Below are 22,829 nucleotides of genomic sequence, written 5' to 3'. Positions count from 1 at the left end.
GGAAGTTTCCAGGAAGCGCACAACGAAAAAACCGCCCGAAGGCGGTCTGATGCAAGCGTGCGCGTGATGCGCGCCCAGGGGGCAACCGGGCAGCTACGCGCCGGCCTCCCCCCACGGCGTCGGCGGCGGCACGGCGCACGGCCCGTCGACGTCGATCGACTTGAAATCGGCGGGCCCGACGATCTCCAGGTATTCCATGTCAGGCGAGTAGTCGAACAGATAGTGGACGATCCCCGGCGCCTGATGCACGCAGTCGCCGGCCGCCACCAGCGTCTCCCGTTCGCCGTACATGAAGCGCGCCCAGCCCTTCAGCATGATCACGATATGGAACTCGGCCTCGTGACGGTGCCAGCCGGTGCCCGCCTCCGGTGCATGATTCGCCCTGACGAGTTGCGCGACGACCTTGCCGTTCGTCGCGGCCGCGATGCCGAGATCGCGATACAGGAAGAAGTCGCGCAGGCCTTCGCCGCGATACGCGGTGTCCTGCGGCTTCACATGGGAAAAAGCGGTGGTGGTCTGCTCGCTCATCGCGGTGCTCCTTCATCGAAAGGATTCCGCGAGACAAGCATTTAGCGTTCCACCCTGCACCACCGCCCGCCTGCTTACTTCAGCCGCCCCGACAGGAACTGCCCGAGCCGTTCGCTCTTCGGATTCACGAGAATCTCCTGCGGATTCCCTTCCTCCTCGATCTTTCCCTGATGCAGGAAGATCACGTGATTCGACACGTTGCGCGCGAAGCCCATCTCGTGCGTGACGACGACCATCGTGCGGCCTTCCTCGGCGAGCTTCTGCATCACCTTCAGCACTTCGCCCACCAGCTCCGGATCGAGCGCCGACGTCGGCTCGTCGAACAGCATCACTTCCGGCTCCATCGCGAGCGCGCGCGCAATGGCCACGCGCTGCTGCTGGCCGCCCGACAGGTGCGACGGATACATGCCCTCGACGCGCGGCGCGAGGCCGACCTTCTCCAGGTACTTGCGCGCCCGCGCGATCGCCTCGTCCCTGCTCACCCCGAGCACGGCCATCGGCGCTTCGATCACGTTCTCGAGCACCGTCATGTGCGCCCACAGGTTGAAGTGCTGGAACACCATCGACAGCTTGGTGCGCATCCGCTGCAGCTGCTTCTGGTCGGCCACCCGCAGCGAGCCGTTGCGGTCGCGCGTGGTCTCGATCGGCTCGCTGCCGATCGTGATCTGCCCCGAGCACGGCTGCTCGAGGAAGTTGATGCAGCGCAGGAACGTGCTCTTGCCGGAGCCGCTCGAGCCGATGATGCTGATCACGTCGCCGGCCTTCGCCTTCATCGACACGCCCTTCAACACCTCGTTGTCGCCGAACTTCTTGTGCAGGTTGTCAACGGTAAGCTTGTACATGCTGGGTCCTTCCTTGCGAATCTTGCGAATGCGTTAATGGCCGCGCGGCGAGAGGTACGCGAGCCAGCGCGTCTCGAGCTTGCGGAACGCCCAGATGAGCGTGAACACGACGACGGCGTACAGCACGGCCGCGATGCCGTAGGCCTGGAACGACATGTACGTCGCCGAATTGACGTCGCGCGTGACCTTCAGGATGTCGGGCACGGTCGCGGTGAACGCGAGCGTCGTCGCGTGCAGCATCAGGATCACTTCGTTGCTGTAGCTCGGCAGCGAGCGGCGCAGCGCGGACGGCAGGATGATCCGCGTATAGAGCTTGAAGCGCGACATCCCGTAGGCCATGCCGGCCTCGATCTCGCCGGCCGACGTCGCCTTGATCGCGCCCGCGAAGATCTCCGTCGCATACGCGCATTCGTTCAGCACGAACGCGAGCAGCGTGCAGTTCATCGCGTTGCGGAAGAACGTGTCGAGCAGCACGTGGTTGTGCACGACCTGCAGGCTGTAGATGCCCGTGTAGCACATCAGCAGCTGCACGTAGAGCGGCGTGCCGCGGAACACGTACGTATAGAGCCACACCGGGCCCGAGATCCAGCGGTTCGACGACGCGCGCGCGATCGCGAGCGGCACGGCGAGCGCGAAGCCCAGCGCGATCGACACGACCAGCAACCACAGCGTGATCGCGAGGCCGCTGAAGCGGTAGCCGTCGGTGTAGAGATAGCTTTGCCAGTACTGGCTGACGAGTTCGATCACAGTGCGAGCCTCCGGACGCCGACGGAATAACGCTTCTCGAGGTGATGCAGCACGACGTTGGACACCGTCGTGATGGCGAGGTAGATCGCGCCTGCCGCAAGCGTGAAGAAGAAGAAATCGAGCGTGCTCTTGCCCGCGTCCTGCGACGCCTTGACGACGTCGGCGAGGCCGATGATCGACACGAGCGCGGTGGCCTTCACGAGCACCTGCCAGTTGTTGCCGATGCCGGGCAGCGCGAAGCGCATCATCTGCGGGAACAGGATGCGGCGGAACACGCGCCAGCCGCTCATCCCGTATGCGAAGCCCGCTTCGAGCTGGCCGCGCGGCACCGACAGGAACGCACCGCGGAACGTCTCGGTGAAGTACGCGCCGTAGATGAAGCCGAGCGTGATGACGCCCGCCACGAACGGGTCGATGTCGATCTGGTCCCAGCCGAGCATGTCGGTGAAGTTGTTCAGCAGGATCTGGATCCCGTAGAACAGCAGCAGCATCAGCACGAGATCCGGCACCGCGCGGATCAGCGTCGTGTAGAAGGTGCCGATCGACTTGAGCACGCGGTTCGTCGACAGCTTCGCGCTCGCACCGATGAGGCCCAGAACGAGCGACGCGGCCAGCGACAGCACCGCGAGCTTCACGGTCTCGACCGTGCCGGCCCACAGAAGCGGGCCAAATCCTTGGAAGATCATAGAAGGGATCCAGAACGAAGTGGCTGGATTGTCAATAGCCATTAACCGCGCATCAAACGATATCTGCGCACTACCTGATGCGACCCGCTCATCAAGCCGGACGCATCCCGTGAAGCGGATTGCACCCGGCAACGGATGCGGCGCGCGCCGCAAGCGATGCGCGCCGCACGGACGGTCAGCCGCCGTAGACGTCGAATGCGAAGTACTTCTTCTCGAGCTTCTTGTACGTGCCGTCCTTGATGATGTCGGCGATCGCGTGGTCGATCTTCGCCTTCAGGTCGGCGTCGTCCTTGCGCAGCCCGATGCCGGCGCCGTTGCCGAGCGTCTTCGGATCGTCGATGTCCTTGCCGGCGAAGTCGAAGCTCGCGCCGCGCGGCGTCTTCAGGAAACCGATGTCGGCCTGCACCGCGTCCTGCAGCGCCGCGTCGAGGCGGCCCGACATCAGGTCCTGGTAAACGCCGTCCTGGTTCTGGTAAGGCACGACCCGCACGCCCTTCGGCGCCCAGTACGTCTTCGCGTAGGTTTCCTGGATGGTCCCCTGCTCGACGCCGACCGACTTGCCCTTCAGCGATTCGGCCGTCGGCTGCAGGTTCGCGCCCTTCTTCGCGACGAGGCGCGTCGGCGTGTTGAACAGCTTGTCGGAGAACGCGATCTGCTCGGCACGCGCCGGCGTCATCGACATCGACGACAGCACGCCGTCGAACTTCTTCGCCTTCAGCGCGGGAATCATCCCGTCGAAGTCGTTCTCGATCCACACGCACTTCGCCTTCAGGCGGGCGCAGATCTCGTTGCCGAGATCGACGTCGAAGCCGACGACCTTGCCGCTTGCGTCCTTCGATTCGAACGGCGGATAGCTGGCGTCGACGCCGAACCGGATCGTCGACCAATCCTTGGCGTGGGCACCGACCGCGATGCAGGCGAGGGCAATACTGAGCGCGAGTTTCTTCATGACGTTCCTGTCGTGGACGAACTGGGCAAGGGTCCCGTCGGACAGCCCGCACCGGCGCGGCCGGCACGGCGCCCCGCCGTGAACCCTTCCAACCCGGGCATCGCCTCCTCCGGCGACCGCCCAAGTTGTACATACAACTTTGCCCGCGCAGGCGCACCACCAGCAATCCGTGTTTATCTCTAATTGTCGGCGGATTATGGTCGTGGGTCGTAAATTCCCTTCAATTTCAATTAATTACGAATTACATCGAGCTAAACGACAGCTTTCTCCGTGCGCAGGTTCGTGGCCGGGAGCGGGTTTTCACCTGTCTAGACCTGCCGACGCCGCATCACGCTGCCCGTCCGTCATGCCGACCGTTTCCAGACCGACCAGCCGGTAGCCGAACTGCAGTTCCGTCAACAGGTGCCGCGGGCGCGCCGGCACCGGTTCGAGCTTCTGCCGCAGGTTCGTCATGTACACGCGCACGTAGTGCGCGCGTTCCGCGTCGTGGATCCCCCACACCTCGGCCAGCAATTGCCGCGCGGCGACCACGCCGCCGCGCGCGCGAATCAGCGCGGCGAGCAGCCGGAATTCGAGGCGCGTCAGATGAACCGGCTCGCCGCCGCGGGCGACTTCGTGTTTGCCGAGATCGACGGTCACGTCGCCGAAGCGCACGATCGACGACGATTGCCCGTCGGCCGACACGAACGCCGCGCGCCGCAACTGCGCGCGCGCCCGCGCGAGCAGTTCGGGCACGCCGAACGGCTTCGGCAGGTAATCGTCCGCGCCCGCGTCGAGCGCCGCGACCTTCTCCACCTCCTGCTGCCGCGCCGACAGCACGATCACCGGCACCGTCGACCATTCGCGCAGTTCGCGGATGAACGTCTTGCCGTCGTCGTCCGGCAGCCCGAGATCGACGATCACGAGATCGGGCTTGCTGCTCGACGCGTACATCCGCGCCTCGCGGGCCGTCGACGCCTCGCAGGTGTCGAGCCCCTCCTGTTCCAGTGCCATCCGCACGAAACGGCGGATGTCCGATTCGTCCTCGACGATAAGTACGCGCGATCTGATCATGTCCGGCTCTCGTGTTCGATGTCGGGCGGCGCACCCAGTGGCAGGCGAATCTCGAACCGCGCGCCGTGCGGATCGAGCGGCACCGCGCGGATCGAGCCGCCGTGCGCGTTGACGATGCTGCGGCACAGCGCGAGCCCGAGCCCCACGCCGCTGATCGACGATTCCTTGCGCTCGCGCTCGAACGGCTCGAACAGCGGCTCGGTGTTGCGCGCGACGAAGCCGGGCCCGTCGTCCTCGACGAACACGTACAGCGTTTCGCCGAACACGCGTGCGCGCACCGCCACGGCCGCATCCGCGCCCGCGTACTTCGCCGCGTTGTCGAGCAGGTTCATCAGCACGCGCTCGATCAGCAGTGCGTCGACGTCGATCAGCGGCAGATCGGCCGGCAGGTCGGCGCTCACGTCGCGGCCGGCCAGCACGCCGGCCGAATGCGCGAGCGCGCTGCCGACGATCTCGTCGAGCATGTGCCACTCGCGATTCAGCCGCACGCCCTCGCTCTGCATCCGCGCGAGATCGAGCAGGTTCACGACGAGCCCGTGCAGCGCCTCGGCCTGGTTGCGGATGCCGTGCGCGAGCGCGGCCGGCTGCCCGTCGGCCAGCCGCTCGGGCCGCTCCAGCGTCTCGGCGAGCCCGCGGATCGCGGTCAGCGGCGTCTTCAGGTCGTGCGACACGGCGGCGAGCAGCGCGTTGCGCAGCCGCTCGCCTTCGATCCGGACGAGCGTGTGCTGCGCAACGCCGACGTAGTGCACGCGTTCGAGCGCCATCGCGATCGACGAACACAGCGCGTCGATCAGGCGGCGATCGTCGGGGTCCGTGGGTACCGGCTGCGCGTCGCCGAACAGCACGAGCACGCCGCGCACGCGCATCGGCGCCTTCAGCGGCAGGTATTGCGCGGCCGCGCGCTCGAACGGCGGCAGCCCGCACCCGGCGCCGCGCGCATGCTCGTAGGCCCAGCGCGCGATCGGCGCTTCGACGAACGCGGCGTGCGGCGCCGGCATCAGACGGTCGTCCGCATCGGGCAGCACGAGCGCGACGCGCACGCCGAGCAGCGGCGCGATCGTGCCGGTGCAGATCGACGCGATCTGTTCGGTTTCGATCGCCGCCGACAGGTCGTGCGCGACACGCGCGAGCGCGGCCGAGCGCTTCTCGTTCGCGCGCGCGGCCCGCGCCTCCGCGCGCAGGCGTGCCGCGAGCTGGCCGATCGCGAGCGCGACGGCGAGCATCAGAGCGAACGTGAACACGTACTGCGTATCGGACACCGCGAACGACAGCCTCGGCTCGACGAAGAAGAAGTCGAAGCAGCCGACGCAGACGAACGCGGCCCACGCACCGGCTAGCCGGCCGAGCCGCAGCGCGATCAGCACGACGGTCATCAGGAACAGCATCACGACGTTCGACAGGTCGAACACGCGCAGCAGCGCGCTCGCCGCCAGCGTCGCCAGCGCGCACACGAGCGTGGCGAGCAGCAGCGGCACCGCGTACTGCGACACCCACGCATGCGTGCGCGGGTGCGCCTCGCGCACGGCCAGCGCCGGCCGCGTATCGGGCCCCGCGCCCGCGATGCGGTCGGCCAGCGCCGCGCACGCGCGCAGCACGGCTCGCCAGCGGTCGCGGCGCGCGCCGGCCCCGCTGCGGCGGGCAGCGGTGTCCCGCCGCCCCGTTGCCCGTCGATGCGCATCCTTCACGTTCACATTCACATCCATGATCGCTTCCGGCAATTGAAACGCCGAACGGCCCCGCGCACGCCGCGAAGGCGTGAGCGGGGCCGCGACGGCGCGTTCGGTCAGATAAACGGCGTCAACAGCATGTCGATCAGCTTGATGCCGATGAACGGTGCGACGATTCCGCCCACGCCGTAGATCAGCAGGTTGCGCCCCAGCAGCTTCCCGGCCGGCTCCGCGCGATACTTCACGCCCTTCAGCGCGAGCGGGATCAGCGCGACGATGATCAGCGCATTGAAGATCACCGCCGACAGGATCGCCGACGTCGGGCTGTGCAGGCCCATCACGTTCAGCGCGCCGAGCGCCGGATAGGTCGCGACGAACGCGGCCGGGATGATCGCGAAATACTTCGCGAGATCGTTGGCGACGCTGAACGTGGTCAGCGCGCCGCGCGTCATGATCATCTGCTTGCCGACCTCGACCACCTGCATCAGCTTCGTCGGGTTGCTGTCGAGGTCGACCATGTTGGCCGCCTCCTTCGCCGCCTGCGTGCCGCTGTGCATCGCGACGGCCACGTCGGCCTGCGCGAGTGCGGGCGCGTCGTTGGTGCCGTCGCCCGTCATCGCGACGAGATGGCCCTTCGCCTGGTGCTCGCGGATCAGCCGCAGCTTGTCCTCGGGCGTCGCTTCGGCCAGGTAATCGTCGACGCCGGCTTCCGCCGCGATCGCCGCCGCGGTGAGGCGGTTGTCGCCGGTGATCATCACGGTCTTCACGCCGACCTTGCGCAACTCGGCGAAGCGCGCGGCGATCCCGTGCTTGACGATGTCCTTCAGCTCGATCGCGCCGAGCACGCGGGCGCCGTCGGCGACGACGAGCGGCGTGCCGCCGCGCCGCGCGATTTCGTTGACGGCCGTCTCGACCGCCTGCGGAAACGCGCCGCCGAGCGCATCGACGTGCGCGCGGATCGCCGACGCCGCGCCCTTGCGCACCTGCCGCCCGCCGATATCGAGGCCGCTCATCCGCGTGCGCGCGCTGAACGGCACGGCAAAACCGCCGTCGATCGTCTTGCCTTCCAGCGAGAACCGCTGTTTCGCGAGCGCGACGATCGAACGCCCCTCGGGCGTCTCGTCGGCAAGCGACGACAGCTGCGCGGCCTCGGCCAGCGCACGCTCGTCCACGCCCGGCGCCGGCCGGAACTGCACGGCCTCGCGGTTGCCGAGCGTGATCGTGCCGGTCTTGTCGAGCAGCAGCACGTCGACGTCGCCGGCCGCCTCGATCGCGCGGCCCGACGTCGCGAGCACGTTCGCGCGCATCATGCGGCTCATCCCCGCGATGCCGATCGCCGACAGCAGCGCGCCGATCGTCGTCGGGATCAGGCAGACGAGCAGCGCGATCAGCACGGTCAGGCTCACCGCCGAACCCGACGCGTTCAGCAGCACGCTGAACTGCGAGAACGGCAGCAGCGTCGCGCACACGAGCAGGAAGATGATCGTCAGCGCGACGAGCAGGATCGTCAGCGCGACTTCGTTCGGCGTCTTGCCGCGCTTCGCGCCCTCGACCATCGCGATCATCCGGTCGAGAAAGGCCTCGCCCGGCTGCGCGGTGATCTTCACGACGATCCAGTCGGACAGCACGCGCGTGCCGCCCGTCACCGACGAGAAATCGCCGCCCGACTCGCGGATCACGGGCGCGGATTCGCCGGTGATCGCCGATTCGTCGACCGACGCGACGCCGTCGATCACTTCGCCGTCGGCGGGAATCGTGTCGCCGGCCTCGACGAGCACGATGCTGCCGGCGGCGAGTTCGTCGCTCGGCACGCGATGGCTGGTGCTGCCGTACCGCTTCGGCTCGTCGAGCACCTTCGCATACACGCGCTTGCGCGCCGCACGCAGCGCGTCGGCCTGCGCCTTGCCACGCCCTTCGGCCAGCGCCTCGGCCGCGTTCGCGAACAGCACGGTGAACCACAGCCAGCACGCGACCGCGAAGATGAAGCCGGCCGGCGCATCGCCCGCGCCGGTCAGCGCCTGCAGCCACAGCACGGTCGTGACGATGCTGCCGAGATAGACGACGAACATCACGGGATTCTTCAACTGCACGCGCGGCGCGAGCTTGCGGAAGGCCTCGCGCAGCACGGCCGTCCGGCGCATCGGCGGCACGGCGCCGACCGGGAGCGCCGCCGGATTGATCGGGGTTTCGATATGGGACATGAGTGACTCCGTGGTTCCTGCCATTACTTCGCGCCGGCCGCCTGGCCGAATGCGCGATCCAGCGCGAGGTTCAGGTCGAGCACGCGCACGCGCGGTTCGCCGAGCACGCCGAGCTGGCGCGGCGATGCGATGCGTTCGACCAGCGCCGCGACCTGTGCGGCATCGACGCCGCGTGCCTGCGCGACGCGTGCCGCCTGCAGCCGCGCGTTCGCCACCGAGATCTCGGGATCGAGCCCCGATGCCGACGCGGTCACGGCATCCGCCGGTACCGGCGTGCCGGCGGCGAGCGCGTTCTCCTGCCGGTATGCGCGTACCCGCTGCGCGATATCCGCGAGCAGCTTCCTGCTGGTTGCCCCCTGGTTGCTGGCGCCGCTGCCGGCCGCGTTGTACGGCTGTTCGACCGTCTTCGACGGATCGGCCGGATCGGTGCCGGTCGTCGCGCTCGGCCGCCCGTGGAAGTAGCCCGCGCGCGTGAAGGACTGCCCGATCACCGTCGAGCCGATCGTCGTGCCGTTGCGCTCCACGAGACTGCCGCGCGCCTGCGACGGGAACAGCACGTTCGCGACGCCCGTGGTGAGCAGCGGATACGCGATGCCCGTGACGAGCATGAACAGCACCGACGACGCGATCACGGGCCGCACGAGGCCGCGCGTCGCCGCGCCGAACGAAGAACCGGGTGCCGGCGCGGCGGCGGCCGCTGCCTGGCGATTGCCTTGCATCATGATGTTTTCCTCAGAACAGTTGGCCGCCCGACATCAGCAGGTGCTCGACGACCGGGCCGAGCGCGAGCGCGGGCAGGAACGTGAGGCCGCCGACGACCAGGATCACGAAGACCAGCATGCCGGCGAACAGGCCCGTCGACGTCGACAGCGTGCCCGCGCTTTCCGGCACGCTCTTCTTCGCGGCGAGGCTGCCCGCGACCGCGAGCATCGGCAGCAGCGTCAGGTAGCGGCCGATCAGCATCGCGAAGCCGATCGTCGTGTTGAAGAACGGCGTGTTCGCGTTCAGGCCCGCGAACGCGGAGCCGTTGTTGGCGGTGCCCGACGTGTACGCGTACAGCACTTCGCTGAAGCCGTGCGGGCCGAGGTTCGCGAGGCTGTCCATCGTCGAGTGCAGCATCGCGGCCAGCGCGGTGAAGCCGAGGATGCTGAACGGATGCGCGAGCACCGCGAGCATCACGAGCTTCATCTCGCGCGCCTCGATCTTCTTGCCGAGGAATTCCGGCGTGCGCCCGATCATCATCCCGACCAGGAACACCGTGAGGATCGCGAACGTGAACAGGTTGATCAGCCCGACGCCGTCGCCGCCGAACACGTTGTTCAGCATCATCTGCACGATCGGCACGAGGCCGCCGAGCGGCGTCAGCGAGTCGTGCATCGCGTCGACCGAGCCGGTGGTCGCGGCGGTCGTGACGGTGGCGAACAGGCTCGTCTGCGCGATGCCGAAGCGCATCTCCTTGCCTTCCATGTTGCCGCCCGGCTGCGCGGCGCTCATCTGCTGGTCGACGCCGAGCCCGGCCACGAGCGGATTGCCGTGCTGCTCGGCCGAATAGATCACGGCGAGGAAGCCGACGAACATCACGACGAACGCACCGAGGATCACCCAGCCCTGGCGGCGCCGGCCGATCATCGTGCCGAGCGTGTATGTCAGCGCGGACGGAATCAGCAGCATCGACAGCATGTGCAGCGTGTTGGTGAGCGGCGTCGGGTTCTCGAACGGATGCGCGGCGTTCATGCTGAAGAAGCCGCCGCCGTTCGTGCCGATGTGCTTGATCGATTCGAGGCTGGCAACGGGCCCCGTCACGATCTGCTGGCGCGCGCCTTCGAGCGTGGTCGCCCACGCATCGGACGCGAGCGTCTGCGGCATGCCCTGCCACACGTACACGAGCGCCATCGCGAAGCTGAGCGGCAGCAGCACGCGATAGGTCACGCGCGTGAAGTCGACCCAGTAGTTGCCGATGTCCGCCGCGCTCTTGCGGCTCAGCCCGCGGATGAAGCCGCCCGCGGCCGCGATGCCGGTCGCCGCGCTGGCCACCATCAGGAACGTGATGACGGCCATCTGCGAGAAGTTCGACAGGCTGCTCTCGCCCGCGTACGCCTGCCAGTTCGTGTTCGTGATGAACGACGCGGCGGTGTTGAACGCGAGGTCCGGGCTTTGCGCGGCGCGCTGCAGTGCATCGAACGGCAGCGTGTCCTGGATGCGCAGCAGCAGATAACCGAGCAGCATCATCCCGGCATTGCCGAGCAGCAGCACCATGCCGTAGCGCTGCCACGACATCGCTTCGTCGGGATTCACGCCGAGCAGCGCATAGGTACGGCGTTCGACCCACGCGTGGCGCGGGCTCGTAAAGGCGTGCGCGAGCCATTTCCCGACGACGGGCACCAGCGCCAGCATGATCGCGAGAACGATCGCGAATTGAATGAGATTGTTGAACATGTCGACGCTCGCTCAGATCCGGTCAAGGCCGGTGATGAAACCGGCCGTCAAGGCAAAGAACGCGAGCGTGAACAGAATGAAAAGCAGATCGCTCATGACATCCACCGATATTTTTCGAATTCCTGTTGAATCGCGCCGATCAATACCGCTCGGGTTTGATCAATGCATGAAACAGATAGATAAAGAGCGCGAGCGACAGCGCGCCGGTGATCCACAACATGGCTTTCCCCTTTTTTCATATGCGCGGCGACACCGCGCGATCGTCGGCGTGGCGGGCCTTGCCTTGCCGGCGCAGGCCCGCGTGACGCCCCCATGCTCGTCTGGCGAATGGGATGCGACAGTGTAGAAATCCGCGTATCAAAGCGGTGTTCAATTTCTTTACAAGGAATAAAAAAGCTGTAAAGACGAAAGCCGGCCGACGGGCATTTTTATGCGTTCTTTTCAGGGCCCGCGCGAGTCTATACACCGTATCGTCACCGCGATTCCTAGAATGGGCGGCATGTCAAAGACGAGATCTCCGCGGTGCGGAGCACGATGCGACCGGGGTGCCAGCATGAAACCGACCAGAACCGAAACCGCCGCTTCACGCGCTCTGCCGCCCGTTCGTTCGCGGCGCCGGTACCCTGCCGACGAACGCGTGCTGCTGTCGATCCGCGTCGAATCCGACAACCTCGCCGTCGTGCGGCGCCTGCTGCACCAGGCGGTCGGCGCCGCGCTCAATTTCTACACGGCCGCTATCGACAAGCGCACCGGGCGCGCCTGCATCGAGCTCGAGGTCGCACGGTCGCAGGCATCGCCGGCCATCCTGTCGATCCTCCGCCTGCTGCCGGCCGCCGAGTTCGGCACGATCCGCCTGTTGCAGCACTAGCGGCGTTCGCCGCGGCCGCGCGTGACACGCGTCACGCGCCGCCTCCCCTTTTCAACGATTCATCGATTCATCGATTCGAACGCGTGTTCCGGCGCGAACGCGCGACGAATCGTCGTTCCCGTCGCGACGGGCCTTTCCAGGAAGCACTCACAATGAAAAAAGCAGTCGTCGGTACCCTTTCCCTCGCATTCTTCGGCGCCGCCGCGCATGCGCAAAGCAGCGTCACGCTCTACGGGATGCTGGATGCGGGCATCGCCTATACGAACAACCAGTCGGGTAAAAGCGCGTGGCAGCAAGGCAGCGGCCTGCTGTCGAATACGGTCTTCGGCCTGAGCGGCAACGAGGATCTCGGCGGCGGCCTGCATGCGCTGTTCCGCCTCGAGAACGGCTTCAACCTGAACAACGGCACGCAGTCCTACCGGAACACGATGTTCGGCCGCCGCGCGTACGTCGGCCTGCAGAGCGACCGGTACGGTGCGGTGACGCTCGGCCGCCAATACGATGCCGTGGTCGACTACCTCGGCCCGCTCGCGATGGCGAACAACGGCGACGGCAACAATCTCGCGTCGCATCCGTTCGACAACGACAACATCGACGATTCGTTCTACATCGACAACGCGGTGAAATACACGAGCCCGACGCTCGCCGGCTGGCAGTTCGGCGGCCTGTACGGGTTCAGCAACGCGGCCGGCGGCTTCGCGAACAACCGCACGTACAGTGCGGGCGTGTCGTATGCGAACGGGCCGGTCAGCCTCGGCGCCGCGTACCTGCAGCTCAACCGCGGCGGGCTGACGGCCGGCGGCGCGCTGTCGACGAACGACGGCCCGAACTTCCCGGCCGTGCGCCAGCGCGTGATGGGCGCGGGCGGCAGCTACGCCTTCGACCGGCTGACGGTCGGCGCGCTGTGGACGCACTCGATGTTCGACGAAACGGCCGCGTCGTCGCTGCCCGGCGCGCTGAACGCGCTGCGTTTCGACAACTTCGAGGTCAACGCGCGCTACACGCTGACACCGGCCGTCTCGTTCGCGGGCGCCTATACGTTCACCGATGGCCGCTACGACGACGCCACCGGCAGCCACCGGCCGAAATGGCACCAGGTGACGCTGATGGCCGACTACGCGCTCAGCAAGCGCACCGACGTGTATGCGGAGACGGTCTACCAGCACCAGTTCGGCGTGCCGTCGGGCGCGACGCTCGGCTTCGCGAACGTGACGGGGCTCGCGGCTTCGTCGACCAACACGCAGGTGGTCGCGACGGTCGGCATCCGGCATCGGTTCTGACCGCGCGCGGACTGCCGCGGGCCGGCCGCTCTGTGCAATCCCGCATGGACGCGCGCCGGCCGAACAGGGATCATTCGGGAAATCCGGGCCCGCACGCCCGCGAAACCGGTACACTCGGCGCCGGGCGCGCGCCGGATCGGCATTCGGCGGCGGGCCGCCGCCGACTCTGGAACCGTGATCCCATGACCACACCGATCTATCAGGAAATCAAGGACTTCATCCTCGCGCGCATTCATGCCGGCGAATGGGCGGAAGGCGACCAGGTGCCGTCGGAGAACGAACTCGCGCGCGAATTCAACGTCGCGCGGATGACCGTGAACCGCGCACTGCGCGAACTGACCGCCGAGCAGGTGCTCACGCGCACGCGCGGCTCCGGCACGTACGTCGCGTCGCCGAAGTACGAATCGACGCTCGTCGCGATCCGCAGCATCTCGGACGAAGTCGCCGCGCGCGGCCACGGCTATCGCGCGCAGGTGCTGCTGGTCGGCGCGGCCGTTGCCGACGCAAAGCTCGCCGACGAATTGCAGCTCGACACCGGCAGCCCGATCTTCCATTCGCGCGTGCTGCACTTCGAGAACGACACGCCCGTGCAGCTCGAGGAACGCTGGGTCAATCCGGCCTGCGCGCCCGAATACGCATTGCAGGACTTCACGACGACGACGCCGAACCAGTACCTGACGCGCGTCGCGCCGCTGCAGCGCGTCGAATACCGGATCGAGGCCGCGATGCCCGACGCCGAAACACGCCGCCACCTGACGATGGACGACCGCGAGCCGTGCCTGCTGCTGCATCGACGCACGTGGTCGCAAGGGATGGTCGCGTCGGTCGCCAACCTGTGGCACCCGGGCAGCCGCTATCGCTTCACCGGGCATTTCTGACGTCGACGCGCGGGCTCACCGCGCGCCCGGCCGTCCCCGGCGCTCGATCGCACTGACGGCCAGCGTCAGGCCTTCGTCCCGCGCGATGCGTGCGCCGAGTTCCGTTGCGCGCGCCTTCGTGTCGCCGCGCTCCGCGAACGCAATGGCCCGCGCAAGCGCGGCGGCGTCCACGCGCCGCCCCGCGACCGGCGCATCCGCGACGCCGAGCCGCTGCAGCCGGTTCGCCCAGAAGAACTGATCGCCCGCGAACGGCACGACGACGGACGGAATGCCGGCCCGCGCAGCCGAATGCGTGGTGCCCGACCCGCCATGATGGATCGCCATCGACACACGCGGGAACAGCCGGTCATGCGGCGTATCGCCGATCACATGAACGTGCGCGGGCAGCATCGACGCGTCGATACCGCTCCAGCCCGGATGGAACAGCGCACGCCGGCCGGCGAGCGCGCGCACGAGCGCATCGGCCATCCCGGCGCGATCGAAACCGGCCATGCTGCCGAAACCGATGTACACGGGGGGATCGCCCGCGTCGAGAAACGCCGCGAGATCAGGCGGCGGTTCCCATTCATGGGCATCGATTCGCCACTGGCCGCAAGCCAGCGCCTGCGACGGCCAGTCGGCCGGGCCCGACAGCAGTGCCGGCGACACGCCGTACAGCATCGGGTGATCGGTCCACACCCGCCTGCGCGGCGGCAACCCGCACACGCTCGCGCGCGCCGCGTTCGTCGACTGCCTGAACGCCTGCCACAACAGCGCGTTCACGAACCGGTGGCTCGCGCGGTTCAGCCAGCGCGGCACCTTCTGCGGCGGCAGGAACGGCGATGCGAATGCCGCGGTGGGCGTAATCGGGATCATGCCGGCGCCGATCGCCGGCACGCCGCGATACTCGGCAACCGACAAGCCGACGAACGATACGAGCCCCGACACGAGGATCGCATCGCACCCGGCCGACGCATCCGCGACCTGCCGCATCCACGCGGCCGTGTTCGCATTGGCGATCGCCGCGAGCGCCTTCGACGTGTCGTTGAAGCCGCCGCGCCCGCGCACTGCATCGGCCAATGCGCCCTCCGGCGCAATCGCGCGGCGGATATCGCCGGACAACGCCGCCGACGGCACGCCGAGCATGGCGGCCGAGCCGAGCGTTGCCGCGTCGGCCAGCAACCGGACGTCATGGCCGGCATCGATCAGCGCACGACCGAGCGCCGCGAGCGGGCGCGTGTCGCCCTCGGTGCCGTAGGTGGCGATGACGAGTTTCATGCGTGACTCCTTGCACCCGACGGTGGCAGGTGGATTCATAAAAGTGCACGTCGTATACTAATGCAATTCGTACACTTTCATCCGATCCCTCGCCATGCCGACTCCGACCGACGATCCGGGCCGCCGCGCGCGCAAGCGCATCCAGATGCTCGCGCACCTCGCCGCCACCGGCGCACGCCTGTTCGACGCGCACGGTTACGATGCCGTCACGATGGAGCAGATCGCCGCGCAGGCCGATGTCGCGAAGCGCACGCTGTACAACCACTTTGCGACGAAGGAAGCCGTGCTCGCGCACTGGCTCGAAGGTGAACTCGCGCGCGACCTCGCCCATCTGCAGCGCGATGTCGCGCGGCGCAAGACGTTCGTGTCGCGCATCGGCTGCGTGCTCGATGCATCGGCCGCGTGGTGCGAGCAGCATCCCGCGTACCTGCTCGCGTATCTGCGCCATCGCTTCCTGAGCATCGGCGTGGCCGAACCGGAAAGCGGCAACGAGAGCGGCAGCGATATCGCGCTCGTGTGGCAGCAGCTGATCGCAGCCGGGCAGCAATCAGGCGAACTGAACGGCACGCTGCGGGCCGACCAGCTCGCGACGTGGTTCCATCACCTGTATCTCGCGGCGATGCTGCGCTGGCTGACCGTGCCGGGCCTGTCGCTGAAACGGGAGTTCCAGGCGGTCGCGAAGCTGTTTGTCGAAGGCGCGGAAGCGAAACGCTGAACGGTACCGGTAAAGCATCGAGCGACGCAGAACCGGCCAGCGCAGCGCATCCGGTGAATACGGTGCGATAGCCGCGTCGCGCGGCGCATATGCATTTTTACGACGAACGCATGCATCGCATGCCAAATTTCCCGCGCGGCAGTATGCTGGCGACGTACGGCTGCGCACGACGCCTCGGGTAATCCCTGTATCGGCACATCGTCGCGCGGCCGTCGCGACCGCAATCATGCGTTGCAAGGAGGGATTCGTGATGGCAACCACGCATCAGCACTTCCACCTCGAACTACGGCACGCCACCGCGCCGACCTATTTCATCAGCTACCTGTTTCCCGCCTTGCTGTTCGTCTACGAACTGCTGCGCGTCGGCCAATGGATCCGCGATCACGGGATGCAGTTCGGCGCGTTCAAGCAGATGGGTTACGAGTATCTGCTGATGCTGCTGTTCGTCGGGCTGCAGATCCTCGTCGAGGCGATCTTCCTGCTCGGCGCCGCGATGCGCCGCGACAATCGCGACTTCGAGCACCGGCTGCCGAACGTGATCCTCGGGATCGGTCTCTCGATTGCGCTACTGGCGATCGATCTCGCGATCCAGCTCGCGTTCTGAATGCCCGCTGCCCGCTCGGGGGCTCAGGCGCCCGAGCGGTGCAGGAGTTCGCAGACCGCGGCGAGCACGTCGACCGTCCGCCTGCATCGTCGCTCGATGACTTGTGTCAGCGAGTCTTGGACTCGTTAATGACAGGCTTGCTTCTGGAACGCATTTGCCCTTCCAGCCAGTATGGCGGGATACGGGACATCAAGCTGCTCTGCCACGTGAGCGGCATCCATGTCTTGCCACCATCCTCCGAATACACGATCTCGGGATTGTCCTTGTCCGCCATATGCGCATAATTGGCTGCGAGCCAGACATGGTTCGGATCGGCAACGTACGCACTGACAGCCTGGGAAATCGTATCAGGCAATTGGGTCGTGACCCACGTGATGCCATCATCGGAACGGATCAACGTTCCCTCGGTCGTACCCGTTATCCACCAATGTCCGTTCGGTGTCCAACCCAGTTCAAACAGATAATCCGGGTTGCCGAGATCGGTCGATTTTACGGCGCATGTCTCGGGCGAAATACTGACGGCAAGATAACGGGTATCGCCGGCCTGATTGCCGCCCAACGTTACCAGGCCGACCAGCGGCCCGTCCGCATCAACGAAGCGGACGACACCGCGCAGAAACTCGCTGGCACTTCCGTCTGCCGGATCAAGGCCCAGTTTCCTGACATTGACTTCGCACTCGTGCCCACCACGCCGGACCTTCACCGAATGATGAACATCGTCAGCAGACACGGTGTAATGAGCGCCGAGGACGATGGCTCGTCGATCTGCGTCGGTTTTTACCACACGACCATTGGCGCTATCGATGACCCTGTTGCCGATGTAGAAGCGCCCCTGCGCGTCGGCGCTCACCAATGGCCAATAGAAGCCCGCCGTATCGGTCACGGCGATTTGCCTGTCATCAGCCAAGACGAACCGCAGGTACTCCGAGTACTTCTGGAAAATCGTCAGCCGACCGATCTCCAGCTTGTGTACCGGATTGTCTGCGCCTGAATTCGCCGCATCAGCGACGCTTGCCGCGCCCCCGAATGCAAACAAGGCTGCAGCGAGCGTAGTCTTGATCCATTTAGCGCACTGCATCGGATTCTTCCTTACCCAATTCCGAAAGCCAAAACTTTGAGTTTCCGATAATCGTGCCACTATGACGCGAGGAGCGGGATCTGAAGTTATCGTATATATATTTCGAGTTCGGTCCACCTGCAATGAAAGCCTTCACTGCGTCGATCGATTCCTGCAAATCAGAACACTCGTTCTTTCCCAACGCCTTATACTTCGGATTTCCGGAATTAATGAATTTCGGCCTCGGCTTCGGCTGCAACGAGTCAAATTGACCAGTAGCATTGCAAACCATGGAAAACGTCTTAGCAATGTAATCGTTTCTTGGATATCCCTTTCGATTCAATCTGAAATAGAAAACGTTCAACAGAGCCTCTTTCTCAATCCGGCGATCGCTTTCATCGGGCAGTATCCCTGCTCCGCTCGACTCCGCATACAACACCCGGGCCAGGTAATTAAGGTCTGCCCCAGAGAACGTCAGATTTGCAGTACGCGGAGGACTGTTGGCGATCTTGAACGTTTCTTGCTCATCGATCCATTGGGGTTGACAAATATTGACCTCAACGCCTGCCGAATCATTTTTAGGGGTGACCTTTCCTTGTGCCTGGGCCATTGCCTGTTTCTCCTGATGCACTTGCAGAACTGTAAGCCGTTCGTCGTACGATTTTTTGATTTGCAGCGATAGTTAACGGGCCGGGCTCGAAATAACCAGAATCGATAAATTCGCATCCGAATCGTCGATCCGGCCTGTTGCAGGAAGCGACGCACCGTCGCGCGGGGTCAAGCCGCACGTGAGCGACAACAACGGTCGTCCGCCCATCCAGTCGGAGCTTGGCTGCGACAGGCTCACTTTGACCGGCGCCCTGTTTATGAAGGAAACGGGCACCACGTATCGCTGAACCAGAATCTGTCCGGATCCCGCATCCATCGCGTGCAACCTTTGTGTCACTTGCGCGACGTCGCCGCAGTGCTGCTCGACGAGACGGGCAAAACGCGCACTCGTCACCTCATCGAGACTGAACTGCGGCAGCGCCTGATAGCGGATGGTCAATACGCCCGTCGAATCAGCCGGCACTGGAATGACCCAGGAGTACGACACGAAACCTTCCCAATCGCGGCCATCGCTCAGTTTCATTCCCAACTGAGGTTTAATTCGAGCAACTTTCGCGAGATCGCTCTCTTCACTCGGAAGCGGATCCAGGCCTGCCGCCCTTACCTCGCCGGTCACGTCCTTGCCGAGAAAAAACGCGCGCCGCCCGGTGACGAGCGGAATCGCTTTTCCGTTGAAGGTCACCTTCAAATCAGAAAAGCTTTTGTCATAATTCTCCTCACCAGCGCCAAGACGGTGAAACAGTGGTGTGTATGCGTAATACCCCCTCTTCACCAAAGCATGCGTTTCATTACTCAATCGTGCGGAAACGGTGACTGTTTTCCCATCCAGCGACACCTCGACGTCAGATGGCCGGGCGTTGCCCTGTATCGCGCCGATCGTCAGCGGCACCGCATCTTCGAACTCGAAGGCCTGTGTGCATGTGGCCGCCATCGTCATAACCGCCCCGATCAAAAATCGCTTCGCACTCTTCATCATTTGCAATCGTCGGCAGACGGTAGGATGTAGTATCGATACACCGTGTACGGATCGCTCCGAAATACTTCGATGTTGTACGGCCCGTATGGGTGGTGAGTCCGGCCATTGAACGCAGTGTACATGTTGTTGTACTTTTTCTGCCCGCGCTTGTACAGGTTTCCGTCATATTTCGGGTTGTCGGGCGTAAACGGCGCATAGATTGCCATATGGCCATCCCAGAGCAACACGTCTCCCGCCTGCAACTTCTGTTTCGCCGGATCAATTTTACGAAAGCGATTCGTGGTTCGCGCAAAAGCCGCAAATGACGCAGTCGTCTGATATGGATAGGGAAATCCGGCCTCCACATAAATCTTGTTCGTCGACCCCGAACAGTCTCCGAGAACGGACTTTTCCGACGCAGCGCCAACCATGCGATATGGCGTACCTTCCCATGTGGCCGCCACGTTCACGACCTTCCAACCTTCGTCTTCGGTGATGAATCTGCCGGCCGTGCAATCCTTGCCCGCTGTGATGGTCGTATCACTCGTCGCGGATGAGCTCAATGTAACTGGATCCATTAGTTCACTCCGGTATCTGCGGGATAGTCATCATGATTGCCAGGCCTATAGAGCAAATCCACTTTTACGATCTTTTCGCTGGTAAACAATGAGGTTTTGCCTTCGTCATCGGTCATGCCCTCGATGAGGCGACCGTCCTCCGCACGTATCTGATAGGGCATGTTCGCGATCGGCTCGCCAAAAGCATCTCGCACGACGAAATGCTCGTCGTAGACGTCATCCACGATTTCAAAGTGGACGGGCTGTCCGACGTAGCCTTCCACGACTTGCGTTTTTCCGCTCGCATCGGTCGTGCCTTCGATTACGTCATCGCCGATCGACATTCGGTATTTCTGATTCGGGACTGGCTTACCGTCATGCGATCGAAGCACAAAGTGCTGGTCGCCGGATTCCTGCTTCGTTATTGGCATGACGGGCAGGGGCACCGTTGCGCTTGCTGCGCCAGTCTTTTCCCACGATGCACACTTCTCCAGGATCTGCCCGGGCGTGCCGTTTTCGATCCCGCTACCGCTGATCTTGATGTATGAGCCGCCCGCTCCGACCCAGATCTCCTTTTCAGCTGACAGCACTACTCTTCCATTGCTGCTTGTGATTGTGACGTCCTTGAGGGCGGCGAGTGCCATGGCATTTCCTTGCGCCTGGAGTTCCACCTTCCCGTGGGCCGCAAACAGCTTCATGCCAGCGTTCTGAACAAAGATACTGAGCTTTTCACCGATGGTCGCAAGCAGGGATTTGCCGGCCACAACGTGCGTACTTTCGCCGCTGACGAGGTTAACGTGCTGATCTGCTGCAACTTGCGTTGACTGTTGAGTGGACAACGCAATGCCCGCCGGGCTCGCCATCAGCAATATCGGCTTCGAGAATCCATTTGCATTGCCCATTCCGCCACCCGCAGTTCGACCGCCCGTCGAAGCGCCGGCGGTATTCTGCTCCATCGCAGCACTGAAGGCCTTGAGCGCACCATACCCCTCTTTCGTGCCTTCCGCGCGAGCCTGGACACTGGCATCCGATAAAGTCTCCATCAGACTCTCGGCGTTCACGAGTTGTCCTCGCGATTCGCCTGCATCCAATGCCTGGCTGCTCATTTCCTTCGAGTGCGTGCTCACGTAAAGCCCACGATTCGCTCGCACAGCACCGTAATGGTCCGTCTTCAAGTCAAAGCCGCTGCCGAGATACGAGCCGCGCATATTGCCGCTCTGCTCAACTAGGTACCCGAGATGCAACAGGCTGTTGCCGGTGCTGCTCATCAGCCGAACACGGTTTTGTCCAGTAGCGTCGTCCAACGCTAGTTCGTTAAAGCCGGTCCCGGCGTATTCCTTAGTCCGGTAACCCGACAGAATGCCGTTGCTGTGCCACTGAGGCCGGACGGCGCCATTGAATACGCGATGCAAAACAATTGGGCGATCACAGTCCCCCCCGACATGCCCTACGATGACCTCTTCGCCGACACGCGGAACGTGAATACCGCCGTACCCTCCGCCCGTATCCGATTGCGCAACGCGCACCCAGCAAGAGGCCTTCTCGTCGCCAGGGTTGAGACGATCCCAAATGAACTGGATCTTGATTCGGTTGAGCGCATCCGTATAAACCTCTTCACCCTTTGGTCCAACCACCATCGCCGTCTCCAGATGCATCACCGGCTTCGTGTGCTCAAACGGACTGCGGTACGGGACCGTGACACGCTGCGCTTCGACCTGTACCAGGAAGAAACCTTCGCTGCCGTCGGAATGGCGAATCGTGAGCGACGCGTCGCCCGAGTAGCCGGCCATGGCTTCATCGACCCGCCCCTTCAGGCTATGCGGGAAGTTCTTTTCTTGTTCGGAAAGCGGCAGATTATTCTCGATATACCGGGAAACCTTGATCGCAACGAATTCCCGTTGGCTCTCCGAATCGCTGTCGTGCTCGGGGTGATTCTCCAGACGGAAACGAAGCCCGGCATCAATTCCACGGACACCGCCCGCGCCATGGAAGCGCTTTGCGCGCGATTCCCATTCTTCAAGATGGATTTGGGTCAAATGATCGCCACGATCCTGATCCGAATAGGTGTACGCGCCCGTGTACGAATAGATCTCGAGCTGGCTGGGCAAGTCCCCTTGATCCAGCCGCGACGGCAACGACGTGCCTTTCGGGCTGAACGACGACGCGGGGGCCTTGTAGTCGAATGTTCGGGTCGTGTAGGTCACGCTTTGCAGCGTGCGCGATCCGGACCACTGGGTGAACGCGTTGGCCTCGCTATTCGCGCCTGAGCGGTAGAACCGCACGGTCTCCGGCGACATCTTGTCCAGATTGTGGATATCGTCGACGATCACGAACGTATGCGACTTGCCGTCGTTCGCCTGTCGCCAGAAGCCGTACAACCCCTCGGACTCCAGCAGCCGATGCACGAAATTCCAGTCCGTTTCGCTTTGCCGGCAATATGAGCGCGATGGCAGCGGCTTGGACAACACGAACTGGAATTGCCCTTGCGCCTGAGGATGCGCGTTGAACACATCCGTGACGATCTCGTCGACCGGTTTGTCCTGCCAATGCCGCATATCACTGCGGAACTTCAGGAAATGCATCCACGACGCGAAACTCAACTGATAGGCAGTCAAGCCGCCATCGGCGCCCAATCGGCGGGCCGTATGGATATAGCCGTTGATCGGCAGATAAGATTTGTCCTCTTGCTGAATCCACAACGTCATCTGTTGTGCGATAAGCGTCTTCAGTTCGATGTCGCCAGCCGTTGATACCATGTCAAGCTCGACGGCGAAATCCCGGCCTAATTCGACATGGGTAACCGCCCTGCGGGGTAATAACGTATTGCTGGGTAGACTCGGAATTTCAGATTTCAGCAGCCGGTCTTGCTGAATCAGGCCACCGCGAATGGCCTGTGCCAGTTCGATCATGTTCATGCGTCACTCGTTCGACATTCTTATT

General features: G+C 64.3%; 22 protein-coding genes. 6 read left to right on the top strand and 16 right to left on the bottom strand.

Features of this window, described 5'->3' with window-relative positions:
• Window positions 1-93: 93 nt before the first annotated feature.
• The 10 genes from ABIC51_RS34545 to kdpA all read right to left on the bottom strand — a co-directional run bounded on the left by ABIC51_RS34545 (window position 94) and on the right by kdpA (window position 11,109).
• Entirely contained in the window at window positions 94-528 is a 435-nt protein-coding gene (locus ABIC51_RS34545) for a cupin domain-containing protein (RefSeq protein WP_060083365.1), read from the bottom strand.
• 74 nt (window positions 529-602) lie between these two features.
• Window positions 603-1,370: an ABC transporter ATP-binding protein gene (locus ABIC51_RS34540; RefSeq protein ID WP_027790954.1), complete on the bottom strand. Its 768-nt coding sequence runs from the start codon at window positions 1,368-1,370 to the stop codon at window positions 603-605.
• A gap of 33 nt (window positions 1,371-1,403) precedes the next feature.
• Entirely contained in the window at window positions 1,404-2,117 is a 714-nt protein-coding gene (locus ABIC51_RS34535) for an ABC transporter permease (RefSeq protein WP_011355969.1), read from the bottom strand.
• Complete coding sequence (locus ABIC51_RS34530) at window positions 2,114-2,803, bottom strand: ABC transporter permease (protein ID WP_027790953.1); 690 nt, start codon at window positions 2,801-2,803, stop codon at window positions 2,114-2,116. The genes ABIC51_RS34535 and ABIC51_RS34530 overlap by 4 nt, the downstream gene beginning before the upstream one ends.
• A 175-nt stretch (window positions 2,804-2,978) precedes the next feature.
• On the bottom strand, window positions 2,979-3,752 hold the full coding sequence (locus ABIC51_RS34525; protein WP_027790952.1) for an ABC transporter substrate-binding protein: 774 nt from the start codon (window positions 3,750-3,752) through the stop codon (window positions 2,979-2,981).
• Between the two features lie 300 nt (window positions 3,753-4,052).
• Window positions 4,053-4,805, bottom strand: coding sequence for a response regulator (locus ABIC51_RS34520; RefSeq protein ID WP_027790951.1), 753 nt, complete (start codon window positions 4,803-4,805; stop codon window positions 4,053-4,055).
• Window positions 4,802-6,508, bottom strand: coding sequence for a DUF4118 domain-containing protein (locus ABIC51_RS34515; protein ID WP_027790950.1), 1,707 nt, complete (start codon window positions 6,506-6,508; stop codon window positions 4,802-4,804). The genes ABIC51_RS34520 and ABIC51_RS34515 overlap by 4 nt, the downstream gene beginning before the upstream one ends.
• A gap of 80 nt (window positions 6,509-6,588) precedes the next feature.
• Complete coding sequence (kdpB, locus tag ABIC51_RS34510) at window positions 6,589-8,613, bottom strand: potassium-transporting ATPase subunit KdpB (protein WP_060173224.1); 2,025 nt, start codon at window positions 8,611-8,613, stop codon at window positions 6,589-6,591.
• Window positions 8,614-8,696: 83 nt separating this feature from the next.
• Window positions 8,697-9,395, bottom strand: coding sequence for a potassium-transporting ATPase subunit KdpC (gene kdpC / locus ABIC51_RS34505; RefSeq protein ID WP_027790948.1), 699 nt, complete (start codon window positions 9,393-9,395; stop codon window positions 8,697-8,699).
• Window positions 9,396-9,405: 10 nt separating this feature from the next.
• Window positions 9,406-11,109 carry a potassium-transporting ATPase subunit KdpA gene (gene kdpA / locus ABIC51_RS34500; protein ID WP_354006922.1) on the bottom strand — a complete coding sequence of 568 codons (1,704 nt, stop codon included), beginning with the start codon at window positions 11,107-11,109 and terminating at the stop codon, window positions 9,406-9,408.
• On the opposite strand from kdpA, the gene ABIC51_RS40940 reads away from it, so the two are divergent.
• The 4 genes from ABIC51_RS40940 (at window position 11,108) to hutC (ending at window position 14,135) form a co-directional block, all read left to right on the top strand.
• The gene (locus ABIC51_RS40940; RefSeq protein WP_230952147.1) at window positions 11,108-11,455 is read left to right on the top strand and encodes a hypothetical protein; all 348 of its coding nucleotides are present in this window, start codon (window positions 11,108-11,110) and stop codon (window positions 11,453-11,455) included. The genes kdpA and ABIC51_RS40940 overlap by 2 nt on opposite strands.
• 207 nt (window positions 11,456-11,662) lie before the next feature.
• Window positions 11,663-11,977 carry a hypothetical protein gene (locus ABIC51_RS34490; RefSeq protein ID WP_080981915.1) on the top strand — a complete coding sequence of 105 codons (315 nt, stop codon included), beginning with the start codon at window positions 11,663-11,665 and terminating at the stop codon, window positions 11,975-11,977.
• 152 nt (window positions 11,978-12,129) lie between these two features.
• Window positions 12,130-13,257 carry a porin gene (locus tag ABIC51_RS34485; RefSeq protein ID WP_146252565.1) on the top strand — a complete coding sequence of 376 codons (1,128 nt, stop codon included), beginning with the start codon at window positions 12,130-12,132 and terminating at the stop codon, window positions 13,255-13,257.
• A 182-nt stretch (window positions 13,258-13,439) separates the two neighbouring features.
• On the top strand, window positions 13,440-14,135 hold the full coding sequence (gene hutC, locus ABIC51_RS34480) for a histidine utilization transcriptional repressor HutC (RefSeq protein WP_060065241.1): 696 nt from the start codon (window positions 13,440-13,442) through the stop codon (window positions 14,133-14,135).
• Between the two features lie 15 nt (window positions 14,136-14,150).
• Here the strand turns inward: hutC and ABIC51_RS34475 are convergent, their stop codons facing one another.
• The gene (locus ABIC51_RS34475; protein ID WP_175899445.1) at window positions 14,151-15,392 is read right to left on the bottom strand and encodes a glycosyltransferase; all 1,242 of its coding nucleotides are present in this window, start codon (window positions 15,390-15,392) and stop codon (window positions 14,151-14,153) included.
• A gap of 94 nt (window positions 15,393-15,486) precedes the next feature.
• Between ABIC51_RS34475 and ABIC51_RS34470 the strand changes: the two genes are divergently transcribed.
• Both ABIC51_RS34470 and ABIC51_RS34465 read left to right on the top strand, forming a co-directional pair.
• Window positions 15,487-16,107: a TetR/AcrR family transcriptional regulator gene (locus ABIC51_RS34470; RefSeq protein WP_027790942.1), complete on the top strand. Its 621-nt coding sequence runs from the start codon at window positions 15,487-15,489 to the stop codon at window positions 16,105-16,107.
• A 250-nt stretch (window positions 16,108-16,357) separates the two neighbouring features.
• Complete coding sequence (locus ABIC51_RS34465; protein WP_059684601.1) at window positions 16,358-16,711, top strand: hypothetical protein; 354 nt, start codon at window positions 16,358-16,360, stop codon at window positions 16,709-16,711.
• A gap of 106 nt (window positions 16,712-16,817) precedes the next feature.
• On the opposite strand, the gene ABIC51_RS34460 is transcribed toward ABIC51_RS34465, so the two are convergent.
• From ABIC51_RS34460 to ABIC51_RS34440, 5 genes are all read right to left on the bottom strand, one after another.
• A complete protein-coding gene (locus ABIC51_RS34460) occupies window positions 16,818-17,789 on the bottom strand; it encodes a beta propeller repeat protein (RefSeq protein WP_175862967.1) in 972 nt (323 codons plus the stop codon).
• Entirely contained in the window at window positions 17,776-18,378 is a 603-nt protein-coding gene (locus ABIC51_RS34455) for a hypothetical protein (RefSeq protein ID WP_175862966.1), read from the bottom strand. The genes ABIC51_RS34460 and ABIC51_RS34455 overlap by 14 nt, the downstream gene beginning before the upstream one ends.
• Before the next feature lie 72 nt (window positions 18,379-18,450).
• A complete protein-coding gene (locus ABIC51_RS34450) occupies window positions 18,451-19,350 on the bottom strand; it encodes a hypothetical protein (protein ID WP_175862965.1) in 900 nt (299 codons plus the stop codon).
• Complete coding sequence (locus ABIC51_RS34445) at window positions 19,350-19,910, bottom strand: NlpC/P60 family protein (RefSeq protein ID WP_124534974.1); 561 nt, start codon at window positions 19,908-19,910, stop codon at window positions 19,350-19,352. The genes ABIC51_RS34450 and ABIC51_RS34445 overlap by 1 nt, the downstream gene beginning before the upstream one ends.
• A complete protein-coding gene (locus ABIC51_RS34440; RefSeq protein WP_124534976.1) occupies window positions 19,910-22,804 on the bottom strand; it encodes a type VI secretion system Vgr family protein in 2,895 nt (964 codons plus the stop codon). The genes ABIC51_RS34445 and ABIC51_RS34440 overlap by 1 nt, the downstream gene beginning before the upstream one ends.
• Window positions 22,805-22,829: the final 25 nt, after the last annotated feature.

This window comes from Burkholderia sp. 572, from assembly GCF_040545135.1.
Classification (GTDB): domain Bacteria; phylum Pseudomonadota; class Gammaproteobacteria; order Burkholderiales; family Burkholderiaceae; genus Burkholderia; species Burkholderia cepacia.
The sequence above is the reverse complement of the archived record's forward strand: the minus strand, read 5'-3'. Positions and strand labels throughout refer to the sequence as shown.